Below are 14,940 nucleotides of genomic sequence, written 5' to 3'. Positions count from 1 at the left end.
AGGAATCCGCGTCCGGCAAGGAGCCCGGCGAGGATTCGGTCAGCCACAGTACGTCGGACCAGACACACGAGGAGATCCTCGCGTATTGGACTCCGGAACGGATGGCTGAGGCGAAGCCGCGGGAGCTGCGGCTTCCCGAACGTGCTCAGCGTCCCGGTGACGAAAGCACGTTACCCTCACCGGAACCATCCTGAACCCTTCGTTAACGCCCGACGGCGCCTCTCCCCTCTGCGGGGACAGGCGCCGTCGTTCGTTGAATCCCGGGTTGGGCGCAACCCGGTGGGGATTAGTGGAAGAAGTGGCGCGAACCCGTGAAGTACATGGTGATGCCGGCCGCGTTGGCCGCCGCGATAACTTCCTCGTCGCGGACGGAACCGCCGGGCTGGACCACGGCGCGGACGCCGGCGTCGATCAGGATCTGCAGGCCGTCGGCGAACGGGAAGAACGCGTCGGACGCTGCCACGGCACCGCGGGCGCGCGCAGGTGCGTCGACGGCGCCGGCGTTGGAGGCACCGCCCGCACCGTCGACGTCGGACTCCACCGAAACGCCCAGCGTGTTGGCACGTTCGACGGCCAGCTTGCAGGAGTCCAGGCGGTTGACCTGGCCCATGCCGATGCCCACGGCAGCGCCGTTATTGGCGAGCAGGATGGCGTTAGACTTGGCAGCCCGGCACGCGGTCCAGGCGAACGCGAGGTCCGCGAGGGTCTTTTCGTCGGCGGCGTCACCGGCGGCGAGTGTCCAGTTGGCGGGGTTGTCCCCGTCGGCATCCACCTTGTCGGAGATCTGGACCAGGACGCCTCCGGAGACCTGGCGCATTTCGGCCGGGTACCGGCCATAGCCTTCGGGCAGGGCCAGCAGGCGGATGTTTTTCTTCTTGGACAGGATCTCCACGGCTTCGGGTTCGAAGTCGGGGGCGATGACTACCTCGGTAAAGATGCCCGCGACGGTTTCGGCCATGGCGGCAGTAACGGTGCGGTTAGCTGCGATGACGCCGCCGAAAGCGGAGACGGGGTCGCAGGCGTGGGCCTTGGCGTGGGCGTCGGCGATCGGGTCTTCAGCATCGGCTGAACCGACAGCCACGCCGCACGGATTGGCGTGCTTGATGATGGCGACGGCCGGCTCGGCGAAGTCGAAGGCGGCGCGGAGCGCGGCGTCCGCGTCCACGAAGTTGTTGTAGCTCATGGCCTTGCCGTGGATCTGGTCGGCCTGGGCGATGCCGGCCGGGGCGGCTTTGTCCACGTAGAGCGCGGCCTGCTGGTGCGGGTTTTCGCCGTAGCGGAGGACCTCGGAGCGTTCCAGCGCCAGGCCGGCGTAGGCAGGCCAGTCGATGACGCCGTCGCCGTCTTCGTCCAGGAACTGGCTGGCGGTCCAGGTTGCCACGGCATTGTCGTAGGAGGCGGTGTGGGCGAACGCCTTGGCGGCCAGCCGGCGTCGGGTCTTCAGGTCAAAGCCGCCTTCCGCCGCGGCGGTGACAACTTCGCCGTAGAAGCCGGGGTCAACAACAATGGCGACGGCGGCGTGGTTCTTCGCGGCCGAGCGCACCATGGCGGGGCCGCCGATGTCGATCTGCTCCACAACGTCGTCCTGCGCCGCACCGGACTTCACGGTCTCCACGAAGGGGTAAAGGTTCACCACGACGAGGTCGAAGGGCTCGATCTCCATCTTGGTCAGCGTGTCCATGTGGGCCGGCACGCGGCGGTCAGCGAGGATGCCACCGTGCACGCGGGGGTGCAGCGTCTTGACCCGGCCATCGAGCATTTCCGGGGAACCGGTGACTTCCTCGACTTCCTGGACCGGGATACCGGCCGCGGCGATCTTCTTGGCCGTGGAGCCGGTGGAGACGATCCTCACGCCGGCGGCATGCAGACCCTTGGCGAGATCCTCCAGACCGGTCTTGTCGTAAACCGAAATCAGGGCCCGGCGAATGGGAATACGGTCAATGGATACGCGGTCAGGCTGCGTGAAGCTCACAAAAGTCTCCGTCTTATATCGCGGGCCAGTGCCGCGGGTGGTGGGGATAGGGCCCAGTTTATCGTGTTGCACGCCTGGCCTGCGCTGCGGGCTGGCTCCGGGCGCTCCGATCGACGCAGAACAGACCCCGCAATGCAGGCAACTAAGATTTAGGCAGGAGGCTGCGATGAATATTTACACCACTGTGCCCAGCGGCGAACAGGTGGTCCAGGAACTGCCCTGGCGATGGAAAGTCCAGGGGCGGATCTTCCTGATCGGCGGCCTCGGCTTTATGTTCGACGCCTGGGATGTGACGCTGAACGGCATCCTCATCCCGCTGCTCTCAACCCACTGGGCCTTGGCGCCCGGCGAGGTGGCGTGGGTAGGGACGGCCAACCTGATCGGCATGGCGTTGGGTGCGTTTGTGTGGGGCACCATCGCCGACACAATCGGACGCAAGAAGGCCTTCACAGCAACGCTGCTCATCTTCTCCGTCTTCACCGTGCTCGGCGCCTTCTCCCCCGACTTCGTCTGGTTCTGTGTGTTCCGTTTTATGGCCGGGTTCGGCCTGGGCGGCTGCATACCGGTGGACTACGCGCTTGTAGGCGAGTTCACGCCGCGGAAACAGCGCGGCAAGGTCCTCACGGCAATGGATGGCTGGTGGCCCGTGGGCGCGGCCCTCGCCGGCTTCGTGTCCGCAGCGTTGGTGGGAATCTTTGGTGACTGGCGGCTGACCATGCTGGTGATGGTGCTGCCGGCGCTCCTGGTTTTCTGGGTCCGCCGCAGTGTCCCTGAATCACCGCTGTTCCTGATCCGAAAGGGCCGCCGGGAGGAAGCCGCCAAAGTTATTGATGACCTGGTGACAGCCACCGGAGCCGAGCCCCGCGCCTACAGCCTGCCCGATGCACAGGACGTTCCGCGGCTGTCCGCCGGAAGCGCGTGGCATCAGCTGCGCCTTGTCTGGCAGTTCAACTGGAAGATCACGGCCACGGCCTGGGCCCTGTTCTTCAGCATCCTGCTCGTCTACTACCTGTCCCTGACCTGGATGCCCCGGATCCTGATCGGCGCCGGCTTCGCCGAGTACAAGGCCTTTGTAACCACGGCGTCCATGGCCGCTGTCGGGCTGCTCGGCGTGATCGTCGCCGCACTGCTGGTGGAGCACGTGGGCCGCAAATGGATCCTGGCCATCACCGGCCCGCTCTCCGCGCTGACCCTCGTGATCGTCGCGTTTGTGGTGGACATCCCAACGGCCGCCGTGTTCTGGCTGCTGGTGTTCGGCTTCGTGGTCCAGGTGGCCATTCCCGTGCTCTACACCTATGTCTCGGAGCTGTATCCCACGGAGCTGCGTGGCACCGGCTTCGGCTGGGCCTCAACGTTCTCCCGGCTGGGCGCAGGCTTTGGCCCGCTCATTTTTGCGAACTACTTCTGGCCCGAGCTTGGGTTGGCTACGTCCTTTGCCCTGGCCGGCGGGCTGGTGCTGCTGGCGGTGCTGTGGATGGCGTTCTTCTCCCCCGAAACCAAACAGCGCCGCCTCGAGTAGCCGCCTTTCCTTCCCCAACTAAGTAGCGTTAACTGTCGTTTTGGGCGCTCAAAACGACAGTTAGCGCTACTTACTTGGGGGACCAGCCACGGCTCTGCAGCGCGATGCGGACTTTGGCGACGGCGGCCCGCGCCTCGTTTTTCATGTGGCGTTTGGAGATCCTGACCGGCAACCAACCGGCCCGCGCGAAGTCCTCCTCGCGGGCTATGTCCTTGACGATCTGCGCGACCTCGGAGTGTCCCTCGCCGTCGTATTCCACGGCCACCCGGTGCTCCGGATACGCTAGATCGGGTTGACGTACGACGCCGGCACCCAGCTCCGTAGGCACGTTCAGTTGCGGTTCAGGCAGGCCCGCGTATTCCAGTGCCAGCCTTAGCCGGGTTTCCGGGGCAGAATCAGCCCCTACTCTTGCCTGTTCAAGGGCGAAACGAGCTTTCCGGATTCCTGGTGTCCCTTTGTGCCGGTCCAACATGTCCTCAAGGTCTTCCTTCGTTGCGAAGGGATCAGATCTGGCCTCGAAGTCTGGCCTAGGGACCCTCAGCAGGTGATCTGCAACCACGGTTAACTCTTCGATGCTCATCTTGCGGGAACAGTCGAGCCACGTGCGTGTCCGCGACGTGATGAGCAAACCGTTGTGGGTGACAATTTCGTCTGCGAAGAACTGGCCCCTGTGACCCTTCACCCCTGGGCGGCGCATGATGGCTACCGAATCGGGCCGCGAGATATGGATCAGCTGTTCATCGCTACCCGGGAGGAACCCCGGGAACTCCCACAACAGGAAAGCCGAGGCGTGGGACGCAGCTGCAAACTCCGTGACCAGAGTGTAGGGGCGAATACTGCGGTCAAGGGGGCACTCCTCCACCTCCGGCACCCGGATGCCGCGGGTAGGGCGCTCCAAGCCCTGGTGACGCAACCTACGTTGGGTGATCCCGGCGTCGGCCGCTTCTTTGAGTGTGAACGGAAGGCGGGCCCACGGATGGGGCAGTGCACTGGGGACCTTCATCTGCCCATGGTGGCAGGCCCGGGAGAACGCCGCTGAAGTTATCCACAGGTTCCCTCCCCAAACCCAAGTAGGTAGCGCGATGTGTCGTTTTGAGGGGTCAAAACGACACTTAGCGCTACTTAGTTGGGAGGGGCGGGGCGGGGCGGGGATGGATTAGAAGGAAGGGGCAGCGGCGAGGGCTGCAAGCGTGTTGACGAGCAGGCGGCGTTCCACGATCTTGATTCGCTCGTGCAGGGTTTCTTCGCTGTCCGCCGGTTCAATGGTGACGGCTTCCTGGGCGATGATGGGGCCCGTGTCCACGCCGGCGTCGGCCCAGTGGACCGTGCAGCCGGTGACCTTCACACCGTAGGCCATGGCATCGCGGACGCCGTGGGCCCCGGGGAACGCGGGCAGCAGGGCGGGGTGGGTGTTCAGGTACTTGCCCTTGAAGGCATCAATGAAGTCGGCGCTCACAATACGCATAAAGCCGGAGGACACCACCACGTCCGGGGCGTAGGAGGCCACCTTCGCGGTTAGCGCGGCATCCCATTCGTCGCGCGTGGGGAACGAGTTGAAGTTGACCACAAAGGTCTCCAGCCCGGCTTCGGAGGAACGTTCGACACCGTAGGTCCCCTCGCGGTCGGCGCCCACGGCAGCGATCTCCACGTCCAGCCCCCCTGACTTAACGGCGTCGATGACTGCCTGGAGATTGGACCCGGTGCCGGAAACGAGGACTACGATGCGCATGGGTCTAGCTTATGGGCAGGCTCGCGTAGGCTGGAATCCATGACTACTCCCCCGGAACCAGCTGGCCAGCAGCGGACGAAACCGCAGCTGAGCGAGGCCGCCAAGACCTCGCTCAACAAGACCCGCACCCTCTTCCGGATCTTTATCCTCACCGTGCTGGGTGCCTTTTTCGTCTACCAGCTCGACGTCAGCTACCTCTGGCTCACCGGCATCCTGACCGCCGCGAGCTTCGTGCTGGGGATCCTCCTGCTGGTCCGGGCTGCGAAGCTCAAGGAGTCCCGGCTGGTCCTGTTCGGGACCATCTCTGGACTCGTGATTTCGCTGATCATGCTGCTGGTCATCCTGGCTTCGGCAGTGTTCTTTGACCAGGTACAGGAGTTCCAGGCGTGCCAGCGGCAGGCCCTGACGGACCAGGCGATGTCAAGCTGCCGCGTCCAGCTCGAGCAGGCGCTGCCGGGCTTTCCCTAAGCGGTCGCCCTAAAACTGCACTGGCGCTCCGCTACCGGTACCAGCCCACCGCGCTGTGGTAACTGCATTCGAGCGCACCTGTGCCGGGTTCGACGCCGCCGCCGGCAGGAAAGTAGATGGCCCCGAACTCGGCCCCCTCGGCTGCGATCCGTCCCCGCGCCCAGATCTGAGCCTGTTCCAGATCTTTCTCCGGGATGGCTTCGCGGATGCTGTGGTCCGCGCTGAGGTGGATGTCCAACTGGTACTCCCCCGCATGGGACGTTCCGGCGTGATGTTCGGGGTCATCTTCATCGCGCCTGCTGATCAGAACCTGCGCGGAGGCATGCAGAATGGACGGCTTGCTGGCGGGGACGCCTTGCTGCTGCTGTTTGATCCGCAGACCCGACACAACGCTCTCGACCGTGTCTTCGTCGGTGACCACGTAGGCGGATCCGCTGACGTCAGCTTCCGAACCTCCAACGCTGATCAAGTGCTGGCCGAACTGCTCGGAGCTGGATTGGTTGGCGTTCATGCACCCTCCCTGAGGGTATTCGCCGGCGGTTGCCGTCACCGCAACACTAACCCGATAACCTCCGGTGAAACCGATAAACCCCGGAATGATTTCCGCCGCAGAGAACCAAAGTTCAGGCAGTGCCGTTGGCACGCCGAAAAGGCGGATCAGCGGACCAGTTCCGCTTCCACGTGCTGCTGGCGTTCCAGCCATGGCCCCGCCGCGTAACCGATCACGACGCCGATCCCCACTTCCGCGGCCAGCCACACTCCCGTCCACAAGGGGTCCGGTCCGATGTCGGTGAGGCGGCCGAGTCCGGCAGACCCACCGGCCAGCCACGCCAGTCCGGCGGCGAGCAGCCCTGACACAACGCCGATCAGCACGCCGAGCACCAGGGTGGACGCCGTGGCCGTGAACCAGCGGGCGCGAACCTTGATGGACAGCCACTCGTCAAAGTGGTTCTCACCTTCACGCAGGAACCACCAGCCGGCGAGGACGCCGGCGAGGACCGGAACCACCAGCGCCACGAAGCCGTAGTCCAGCGGACCGGACGGAATGGCCGCAAAGGCCGGAATAGCGGGCAGCGGCCCGGTGGCGGTGCCCAGCGGACCCACCTGCGAACCAATGCCCATGGCGAAGCCGGACCCTGAGATCCAGGCGAGCGCAAACACCGCGAGGTTGGGCAGGTAGCCCAGCTGCGCGATGGTGAGCGCCGCACCTCCTACGGCGCCGGCGTCGAGCGCTTCATACACGGCGATGACCAGGTTCCAGTGGACAAAGATATCCACGGCCAGGAGCGCGCACGCGAGCGCCAGCGCGGACACCAGTGCCAGCACACCGGCCTTCGCCGCGGACCCAAGATAGGACCCGGCCCAGCGGGAATGCTGGCTGGTGCGCGAGATCCAGTCCACGGCGTCGACGCCGATCAGGCGGCTCCATGAGCCGGCCTCGCGGCGTGCGCCGATCACCATGCCCAGGGCGTACGGGATCAGCGGGATCACCATGGCGTGCCAGATGTTGATGCCGACGTCAGGGGTGCGGCATACAAAGCCGGTGGCCGCGCCGAAGGCGGAGTACACCAGCCAGGAGCCCAACAGCGCCTGCCACAGCTGGTCCGTATAGGAGGCCCGGGCCAGCCGGCGTCCCGCCCGCCACGCGAGCAGGAACGGGATCAGGGTGAGCCCCAGCGGAATCAGCGTGAGCATGCCGGACCCCGCCGCGCCTGCCGCCCCGGATCCGATGTCCGCCAACTCCAGCGGCACACCGTGGATCAGGAGCCAGGCCTGCCCGGCGAGCCGGGCCAGCGCGTCGAAAGCACCGTTCAGGAATCCACCGGTCGCCCACACGGCCACAATCGGGATGAGCACCAGGAGGGCGGAAATAATGGCCGCCTGCGCCGTCTCGAGGGCTCCCTGCAGCCACAAGGGCATGGGAAGGCCACGGTCTCCGGTCTGATCAGCGCGCAGTTTCATCGTGTTCCATGGTGTCACGGCCGGGCCTGCCAGCCGGTCTGCGACAGGCTCATCCGGCGCAGGAGACCCGCGTCACCACAGTTCGTAGTCCGCCGCGCCGATCATGAACCCGTGCCCGGTGCGCAGGTGGGCGCACACCATGGACCCCGGCTCCCGGGAGCACACCATATTGCCGATGCGCACCGTCTGCCCGTCCCCGATCCACGGTCCGGGGAAAGCGGGCCCCGCCACCGATTCGGCTTCCATGGGCGAGATGCCGTCACCGCAGAGACCGTACTGGGCGCCGGCGTCGGGCGTGACCACCGCGTAGCCGCCGAAATACTCGCTCAGCCCGCGGCATTGTCCTTTGATGTCGGCGGGCCGCGGCGCTACATCGTTGAGCAGGTGGCACGCGGCGGCGTCGGGCCCGATGGAACACTGCATGTCCTTGTTCGCCGACTGCACCACCACGGGCAGCGTTGCCCGCCACGGTTTGACGTTCACCTTGGGCAGGAGCTCCTCGGCCCGGTTCAGCGCGCGGCCCGCGGGCGCCTGAGCAGCCGGCGACGACGGCGAGCCGGACTCCGCCGGTACCGGCGCCGTCGTCGGGCGTTCAGGCAGTCCGGACGCCTCCTGCGGGGCGACCAGCAAGGCCCCGACGGCGGGTGCTTTTCCTTCCGGAACGGCGACGCTGCAGCCCGTGGCGAGCAGAAGCAGGCCGGCCGCGAGGGCGGCACGGGCGAGGACCACAACGGATTTCATAAGGGTCCAAGTCCAGCAGAACGCCTCCGTCCTGTCGCTGGGCAGAAGTCCCCATCAGGCCTCTTCCGGCGCTTTTTCCACAGCTCCGCCGTAAAATTGGATTGTCCGCAATCAGTGGTTGGAGGCAGAAAAATGACTACCGCATCCCCACATGCTCATGGTGTTCACTTCGGGCGCGCAGACGTCCAGAATGCCGGCATGGGTGTAGGTATTCTCATGCTGGTGGTCGGTGTCCTGGGCTTTATCCCCGGCATCACCACCCGTTACAGCGAATTGATGTTCCTGGGACCTGATTCCCATGCCCTGTTCCTCGGTGTGTTCCAGGTGTCCATGCTGCTCAACATTGTGCAGCTGGCCATCGGTGCCACGGGCTTTGCGATGTCCCGGACCGAACACGGCGCGCGCAATTTCCTCATGGGCGCCGGTGCGCTGTACATCATCCTCAGCATCTTCGGGCTCAGTGTCGGAGTTGATTCGGCGGCCAATTTCCTGTCGCTGAACATGACGGACAACTGGACCCATATGGTGCTGGGTGTTGTGATGATTGCTTGTGGCTGGCTGCTGTCCCGGAGGGCCAGCGACAGGACGTAGCCCGGAAAGGACAAGCCGGGAAATAGGAGCCGCGAATGAGGTTGGATCTATAAAGTTCTGAATATTCGTCCTACTCGCCGGTGCAGTTGGCGGTTCTGCGCACAGCTGCACCGGCTTCTTCATGCGCGCAGACAGTCGCGGGCCGGTGCAAAGAGGGCTCTGTCTCCCTGACCTGCCAAAACACGTACTCCTGTGAAAATCTTCATTTTAGTCAGGGAGAAACCATTGACTCGCTAAAAATCTTCACTATAGTTATGTGAGTCAGATCACCCAGTGAAAGATAAACGATGACCGCCGAGAGCTCCACCGCCGCCCCGCCAGCCACCAGCGCACTGCTGGTCACGGTGGGCAACAAGGTGCGTGCCATGCGCAAGGAAAAAGGCATGACCCTTGCGAAGCTTTCGGAGAGCACCGGCCTCAGCCAGGCGATCGTCAGCCAGATCGAACGCGGCATGGCCAATCCGTCTTTCACCACCCTGGCGCAACTGGCCCACGGCCTGGACATCCCGGTGGGGAAATTCTTCCTCGGCCAGGAAGAAACCAGGTCCCCCGTGGTCCGCAAGGCCGAGCGGCGCAACCTCAAGGGCGTCACCAAGAAATCCGTGGGAGAAGCCGTGTATGAGCTGCTCACCCCCGACCTCAACGGAGCCTTGGAAGCCCAGTGGATTGTCAGCCCTCCCGGCCACGACACCAGCGCAACGCCCTTCCGCCACAGCGGCGAAGAGTTCGGGATCATCCTGTCCGGCAAGAAAGACATCTTCCTTGACGGCGAATGCCACACCCTGGAGGAAGGCGACTCCATCACCTTCTCCTCCGACACCCCGCACTGGTACAAAAACAGCTACGAAGAGGTATGCGTAGCGATCTGGGTTAACGCACCACACGCGTGGTAATCCTGCCGACTCCAACCGGCCTTTACCGATCCACCGTCACTGTCCGGGCCTGAACTGTGCCCGCCGACAGTCCTTGCATCCTTCGCGTCTTCCGTCCTGCCCCCAGGATGCCGGCGCGTCATACCCTCCCACGCCGTCCCCGGCGTAAGCGTAAGGACACCTCCATGCTCGATATCCAAGCGACGAACCCTAAAGCGACGGACAATGCTGTCACGTCCCCCACAACCCCCCGCACCTCCAAGAAGTTCTCCCCCGAAGTCCGCAAAGGCCTGCTGGGCCTGGGCCTCGGCAACGCCCTCGAATGGTACGACTGGATGGTCTTCGGCCTCCTCTCAGCCTTTATCGGCCCCAACTTCTTCCCCAACACCGATCCCCTTTCCGCCACCCTGAACGCACTGGCCGTCTTCGCCGTCGGCTTCGCCTTCCGTCCGCTGGGCGGCATCCTGTTGGGCACCCTTGCTGACCGCGTGGGCCGCCGCCGCGTGATGCTGCTGTCCATCATGCTGATGGCCGGCACCACCCTGGTCATCGCCGTCACCCCCAGCTACGAAACGATCGGCGCATGGGCAGGCATCATCCTGCTGGTCTGCCGCGTCCTGCAGGGCATCTCTACGGGCATCGAAGCCCCGCTCTCCACCTCCCATGCCGTGGAACTGGTGCCCGCAGGCCGTGAAGGCTATGTGGCCGGCATCATGTCCTTCTACGTGAACATCGGCATCCTGCTGGCCTCGCTGGTCAGCTTCCTCTGCAGCCTGGTCCTCGGCGCCGCCGCGATGGGCGAATGGGGCTGGCGTATCCCGTTCGTCATCGGCGCACTCTTCGGCTTTGTGGTCATCTACCTCCGCCGCGCCCTGCCGGAAACCATGAAGGCCGAGGAAATGGCCACCAATACCCCCGGCGCCGTCTGGACCGGTGTCCGTAAGCACTGGCTGTCCGTACTCGCCATCATCTTTGTGGTGGGCGCCGCCCAGGCTTACAACTACGCCTGGAACGTGGGCCTGCCCAGCGCAGCCCGCAGCGGCTTCAAGGAAGACCCCACCGCCGTCTTCGCCCTCACCACCATCCTCGGCGTCATCCTGGTGGCCGGCAGCTGGATCATCGGCAAGCTGGCCGACGGCCGGTCCATGTCCCGCTGGTTCCTGATCACCCGGATCCTGGCCATCCCGTCAGTCTTCCTCATGCTCTTCTACGTCCAGCCGGGCATCGGCGGCTTCGCAGCAGTCCTCCTTGGCGGCTCCCTGGTCCTGGTCCTCAACATGACCCTCTACAACGTGGTCAGCTCGTCCCTGATGCCCAAGAACTGCCGCGGCACCGGCGTGGCCCTCGGCTACGGCATCGGCGTCGCCCTCTTCGGCGGCACCGCCTCCTACCTGCTGGTCTGGCTCCAGTCCATGAACCTCAGCTGGGTCTTCCCGGTGTACGTGGCCGTCCTGTCCATCCTCAGCATCGTCTTCTACCTCGCCGCCCGCCGCACCAACGGCATCTTCGTCGGAAACTAAAGGAACTTACCCCATGATCACCACAGCTGACTCCGTCGCGCCCAAAAACACCTCCGTCAGCTCACTTGAGCTCGCCACCACGACGGCGGACCTCACCGCCCCGGTCATCTCCCGTTCCAACGTCCTGGTAGTGGGCGGTGGCCCCGCAGGTGTGGCAGCCGCCGTCACCGCGGCCCGCTCCGGCGCCAAGGTCACCCTGCTGGAACGCTACTCATCCCTCGGCGGCCTGGCCTCCGGCGGCATGGTCCTGGTGCTCGATGACATGATCAACGGCCAGGAAATCACCGTCACCGGCATCGTCTCCGAATATGTGGAGCGCCTGCAGAAGCTGGGCCTCGCCGTGGTCCCGCCGGCAGATGACCGCAAGACGTCCCAGGAACTCTGGAACAAGTGGGGCCGCTACGGCACCTTCGATTTCCACTCGCACACCACTCCGAAGCCCATCTGCTACGCCGCTGCCTTCGACCCGGACGGCTGGAAGCGCGTCTCCAACGACCTGGTCCGCGAAGCCGGCGTGGACCTCCGCCTGCACTCCTGGTTCTCCCGCCCCATCGTGGACAACGGCGTGATCAAGGGCGTCATCTGCGAGACCAAGTCCGGCCCGCAGGCGTTTATGGCGGACGTGGTCATCGACACCACGGGCGACATCGACGTCGCCTCCCGGGCCGGCGCCAGCTACGCCAAGGACAACTACATCACCACCCTCGTCTTCCGGCTCGGCAACGTAAACACTGCAGCGGCCGAGGCGTTCGAGCAGGCCAACCCGAAGGAAGCCCGCGCCATCAACCGCAAGATCAAGCGCCTCCTCGGCGGCGCCTGGGAACTGTGGTGGCTCAAGACCCCCATCGACGGCGTGGTCTGGTGCAACGCCCCGCACATGTCCGGGTTCGACGGCACGGACCCGGCAGACATGACCGCCGCCGAGTTCGCCGCCCGCGACCGGATCTCCGAAGCCGTGGACTACGTCCGCGCCAACCTGCCCGGCTTCGAGAACTGCTACATGCTGGACGTCGCCTCCCAGATGGGCGTCCGCCAGACCCGCCTGCTGCAGGGCGAATACGTCATGACCAAGGACGACGTCACGCAGCGCCGGCACTTCGCCGACACCGTGGCCCGCGGCCGCGACTACTACTACCCCTACCGCTCACTGCTGCCCCGGGAAGTGGACCAGCTGCTGGTGGCCGGCCGCCACTACTCAGCCACTCCCGAGGCGCAGAAGATGTCCCGCGAGATCCCGCCCTGCATGGCCATGGGCCAGGCCGTCGGCGTCGCCGCAGCCCTCGCCGTCGAAAACGGCACCCTGGTCCGCGACGTCTCCGCACTCGATATCCAGCAGGGCATGCGCCAGCACGGCGCGGACCCGGGCGACGTCCCGTCGTCGAACGCCACCGTTGACGCCGATGCGGCGGTCCTGGCATGAGCACCGTGACGTTGGAAACGACAGAACTGGAACGCACGACGGCGGCACGTGCCGCCGCTGAGCCCCGCACCGCCGCTGAACCGACGGCAACCCCGCTGCCGCTGGACGGCATCAAGATCGTGGACTTCACCCAGGTGTTTATGGGCCCGTCCTGCACGCAGATGCTCGGCGACTACGGCGCGGACATCATCAAGGTGGAGCGCCCGGGCGCCGGGGACATTTCCCGCAACTCGTTCCCGGACAAGGACGGCCAGGACAACCCGATCTTCCTGTCCATCAACCGGAACAAGCGCAGCGTCTCCATCGATACCCGCACCGAGGAAGGCCGGAACGTCCTGCACGCCATCATGGCCGACGCGGACGTGGTGGTCAGCAACTTCCGTTCCGGCGTGATGGAGCGGATGGGCTTCGGCTACGAGGAACTCAAGGCGGCGAACCCGGGCATCATCTGGGCCTCCGGCACGGGCTTCGGCCCGGTGGGGCCGTACTCGCACAAGGGCGGCCAGGACGCGATCGCGCAGGCCTACTCGGGGGTGATGTGGAGGCGGGAATCGGACGACCAGAAGCCTTCCATCTACCCCACCACGCTGTGCGACTACATCACCGGCATGCACCTGATGCAGGGCATCCTGCTAGCGCTGCGCACCCGGGAAACCTCCGGCGTCGGGCAGAAAGTGGAGGTGACCATGTACGACTCCATGCTGCACCTGCAGATGCAGGAGGCGTGCATGCAGCTCAACCGCGGCTACGAGGTCAACTGGGGTGCCATGCCCCTGAGCGGCGTGTTTGAAACGACCGATGGCGCCGTGTGCATGGTGGGCGGGTTCACCCCGGACCCGCTGGCCCGCATTTCCGAGGCCCTCGGCCTGGACGAGGACCTCACGCAGCGGCCCGAGTTCGCCAACCTGGAGCAGCAGTTCGCACACAAGCCGGCGCTGCAGGCCATCTTCCGCGAGCGCATCGCCACCAACACCACCGAGTACTGGACCGGCAAGCTGGAGGACCAGGGGCTGCTCAACGCCCCGGTCCACACCCTGGAGCAGGCCCTCGCCGATGCCCAGACGCATGCCAACGGCATGATCGTCGAAGCCGAACACCCCGGCGTCGGAACCGTGCGCATGCTCAACGCGCCCATCAGGCTCTCCGCCACCCCGCCCACTGTCCGCCGCGTGGCCCCGCAGCTGGGCGAGCACAACGTGGAGGTCCTGCTGGAGAACGGCTTCGACGAAGCGACCATCAAGCGCCTGCAGGACCTGGGGGTGCTCCGGTGACCGCCGTTGCAGAGGACCGCACGACGGCGGCCGCGGCTTCCGCTTCGACGTCGCCTGTTGACCAGGTCACCCTGACCATCAACAACCACGTAGCCACGGTGGTGATCGACCGCCAGCACGTGCTCAACGCTGTGGACGGCACCGCCCAGGCCCGGTTGAACGAGATCTGGAATCAGCTCGAGGCCGATCCGGACGTGCGCGCCGTAGTCATCACCGGCGCAGGCACCCGCGCGTTCTGCGTCGGAGCGGACATGTCCGCCAACGCCGTGGACAAGACCGGCCTGGAGTACTGGGCCGGCCTGGACCCGAACGGGTTCGGCGGCCTGAGCCTGCGAACCACCCTGGACATCCCGGTGATCGCCCGGGTCAACGGATATGCGCTGGGCGGCGGCATGGAAATCGTGCTCGGCGCGGACATCGTGGTGGCGTCGGACAACGCGAAGTTCGGGCTGACCGAACCGCGCGTGGGCCGGTTGGCGCTCGACGGCGGCATCCATCAGCTGGTGCGGCGCATCCCCCACACCCAGGCCATGGGCATGCTGCTGACCGGGCGGAAGGCCGACGCCCTCGAAATGCAGTCCATGGGGCTGGTCAACGAGGTTGTCCCGGCAGCGGAACTCGACGCCGCGGTGCAGCGCTGGGTGGACCAGATCCTGGCGTGCGCTCCCACCTCCGTCCGGGCCGTCAAGCAGATGGTCACCCAGACCGGCCACCTCACCGCCAAGGAGGCCCGCGGCCTCCGGCTCCCCGCGCTGATGGCTGCGCTGGACAGCGAGGACTCGGCCGAGGGTGTGCGCGCATTCCAGGACAAGCGGCCACCGGTCTGGCCCGGCCGCTGACCACCCGCCATTTGCCGAACACCGTGCAGAAGAACC

Annotated in this window: 14 protein-coding genes; 8 read left to right on the top strand and 6 right to left on the bottom strand. The window is 65.6% G+C overall.

Annotation, left to right across the window (positions count from 1 at the left end; genetic code table 11):
• Positions 1-286 precede the first annotated feature (286 nt).
• The gene (purH, locus tag IDT60_RS05250; RefSeq protein ID WP_191081159.1) at positions 287-1,972 is read right to left on the bottom strand and encodes a bifunctional phosphoribosylaminoimidazolecarboxamide formyltransferase/IMP cyclohydrolase; all 1,686 of its coding nucleotides are present in this window, start codon (positions 1,970-1,972) and stop codon (positions 287-289) included.
• 166 nt (positions 1,973-2,138) lie between these two features.
• On the opposite strand from purH, the gene IDT60_RS05245 reads away from it, so the two are divergent.
• On the top strand, positions 2,139-3,491 hold the full coding sequence (locus IDT60_RS05245) for an MFS transporter (RefSeq protein WP_164201609.1): 1,353 nt from the start codon (positions 2,139-2,141) through the stop codon (positions 3,489-3,491).
• 70 nt (positions 3,492-3,561) lie between these two features.
• On the opposite strand, the gene IDT60_RS05240 is transcribed toward IDT60_RS05245, so the two are convergent.
• On the bottom strand, positions 3,562-4,494 hold the full coding sequence (locus tag IDT60_RS05240) for a hypothetical protein (protein WP_191081158.1): 933 nt from the start codon (positions 4,492-4,494) through the stop codon (positions 3,562-3,564).
• Positions 4,495-4,647: 153 nt separating this feature from the next.
• Entirely contained in the window at positions 4,648-5,220 is a 573-nt protein-coding gene (gene purN / locus IDT60_RS05235; protein WP_191081157.1) for a phosphoribosylglycinamide formyltransferase, read from the bottom strand.
• A gap of 39 nt (positions 5,221-5,259) precedes the next feature.
• On the opposite strand from purN, the gene IDT60_RS05230 reads away from it, so the two are divergent.
• Positions 5,260-5,688, top strand: a complete 429-nt coding sequence (locus tag IDT60_RS05230; protein ID WP_191081156.1) for a hypothetical protein — start codon at positions 5,260-5,262, stop codon at positions 5,686-5,688.
• Between the two features lie 31 nt (positions 5,689-5,719).
• Here IDT60_RS05230 and IDT60_RS05225 read toward each other — a convergent pair whose 3' ends face one another.
• The 3 genes from IDT60_RS05225 to IDT60_RS05215 all read right to left on the bottom strand — a co-directional run bounded on the left by IDT60_RS05225 (position 5,720) and on the right by IDT60_RS05215 (position 8,391).
• Complete coding sequence (locus tag IDT60_RS05225) at positions 5,720-6,199, bottom strand: hypothetical protein (protein ID WP_191081155.1); 480 nt, start codon at positions 6,197-6,199, stop codon at positions 5,720-5,722.
• Between the two features lie 146 nt (positions 6,200-6,345).
• A complete protein-coding gene (locus tag IDT60_RS05220) occupies positions 6,346-7,650 on the bottom strand; it encodes a DUF6350 family protein (protein ID WP_191081154.1) in 1,305 nt (434 codons plus the stop codon).
• A 72-nt stretch (positions 7,651-7,722) separates the two neighbouring features.
• Positions 7,723-8,391 (bottom strand): hypothetical protein, encoded by a 669-nt coding sequence (locus IDT60_RS05215; RefSeq protein ID WP_191081153.1) that lies wholly within the window; start codon positions 8,389-8,391, stop codon positions 7,723-7,725.
• 132 nt (positions 8,392-8,523) lie between these two features.
• On the opposite strand from IDT60_RS05215, the gene IDT60_RS05210 reads away from it, so the two are divergent.
• From IDT60_RS05210 to IDT60_RS05185, 6 genes are all read left to right on the top strand, one after another.
• The gene (locus IDT60_RS05210) at positions 8,524-8,982 is read left to right on the top strand and encodes a DUF4383 domain-containing protein (protein ID WP_191081152.1); all 459 of its coding nucleotides are present in this window, start codon (positions 8,524-8,526) and stop codon (positions 8,980-8,982) included.
• Positions 8,983-9,269: 287 nt separating this feature from the next.
• Positions 9,270-9,875 (top strand): helix-turn-helix domain-containing protein, encoded by a 606-nt coding sequence (locus tag IDT60_RS05205; protein ID WP_191081151.1) that lies wholly within the window; start codon positions 9,270-9,272, stop codon positions 9,873-9,875.
• Positions 9,876-10,039: 164 nt separating this feature from the next.
• Positions 10,040-11,374 carry an MFS transporter gene (locus IDT60_RS05200; RefSeq protein WP_191081150.1) on the top strand — a complete coding sequence of 445 codons (1,335 nt, stop codon included), beginning with the start codon at positions 10,040-10,042 and terminating at the stop codon, positions 11,372-11,374.
• Positions 11,375-11,387: 13 nt separating this feature from the next.
• Positions 11,388-12,794 (top strand): FAD-dependent oxidoreductase, encoded by a 1,407-nt coding sequence (locus IDT60_RS05195; RefSeq protein ID WP_191081149.1) that lies wholly within the window; start codon positions 11,388-11,390, stop codon positions 12,792-12,794.
• On the top strand, positions 12,791-14,065 hold the full coding sequence (locus IDT60_RS05190) for a CaiB/BaiF CoA-transferase family protein (protein WP_191081148.1): 1,275 nt from the start codon (positions 12,791-12,793) through the stop codon (positions 14,063-14,065). Before IDT60_RS05195 ends, IDT60_RS05190 begins: the two co-directional genes overlap by 4 nt.
• Complete coding sequence (locus tag IDT60_RS05185; protein ID WP_191081147.1) at positions 14,062-14,904, top strand: enoyl-CoA hydratase-related protein; 843 nt, start codon at positions 14,062-14,064, stop codon at positions 14,902-14,904. The genes IDT60_RS05190 and IDT60_RS05185 overlap by 4 nt, the downstream gene beginning before the upstream one ends.
• Positions 14,905-14,940: the final 36 nt, after the last annotated feature.

The sequence above is a fragment of the Pseudarthrobacter sp. BIM B-2242 genome (assembly GCF_014764445.1).
GTDB classification, from domain to species: domain Bacteria; phylum Actinomycetota; class Actinomycetes; order Actinomycetales; family Micrococcaceae; genus Arthrobacter; species Arthrobacter luteus_A.
This window is presented reverse-complemented; position numbering and strand designations above follow the sequence as displayed.

Bases quoted from the DNA above. Each gene is read 5' to 3' on its own strand.
- IDT60_RS05245 (WP_164201609.1), top strand. From the start codon at position 2,139: ATGAATATTTACACCACTGTGCCCAGCGGCGAACAGGTGGTCCAGGAA.
- IDT60_RS05240 (WP_191081158.1), bottom strand. From the start codon at position 4,494: ATGAAGGTCCCCAGTGCACTGCCCCATCCGTGGGCCCGCCTTCCGTTC.
- purN (WP_191081157.1), bottom strand. From the start codon at position 5,220: ATGCGCATCGTAGTCCTCGTTTCCGGCACCGGGTCCAATCTCCAGGCA.
- IDT60_RS05230 (WP_191081156.1), top strand. From the start codon at position 5,260: ATGACTACTCCCCCGGAACCAGCTGGCCAGCAGCGGACGAAACCGCAG.
- IDT60_RS05225 (WP_191081155.1), bottom strand. From the start codon at position 6,199: ATGAACGCCAACCAATCCAGCTCCGAGCAGTTCGGCCAGCACTTGATC.
- IDT60_RS05220 (WP_191081154.1), bottom strand. From the start codon at position 7,650: ATGAAACTGCGCGCTGATCAGACCGGAGACCGTGGCCTTCCCATGCCC.
- IDT60_RS05215 (WP_191081153.1), bottom strand. From the start codon at position 8,391: ATGAAATCCGTTGTGGTCCTCGCCCGTGCCGCCCTCGCGGCCGGCCTG.
- IDT60_RS05210 (WP_191081152.1), top strand. From the start codon at position 8,524: ATGACTACCGCATCCCCACATGCTCATGGTGTTCACTTCGGGCGCGCA.
- IDT60_RS05205 (WP_191081151.1), top strand. From the start codon at position 9,270: ATGACCGCCGAGAGCTCCACCGCCGCCCCGCCAGCCACCAGCGCACTG.
- IDT60_RS05200 (WP_191081150.1), top strand. From the start codon at position 10,040: ATGCTCGATATCCAAGCGACGAACCCTAAAGCGACGGACAATGCTGTC.
- IDT60_RS05195 (WP_191081149.1), top strand. From the start codon at position 11,388: ATGATCACCACAGCTGACTCCGTCGCGCCCAAAAACACCTCCGTCAGC.
- IDT60_RS05190 (WP_191081148.1), top strand. From the start codon at position 12,791: ATGAGCACCGTGACGTTGGAAACGACAGAACTGGAACGCACGACGGCG.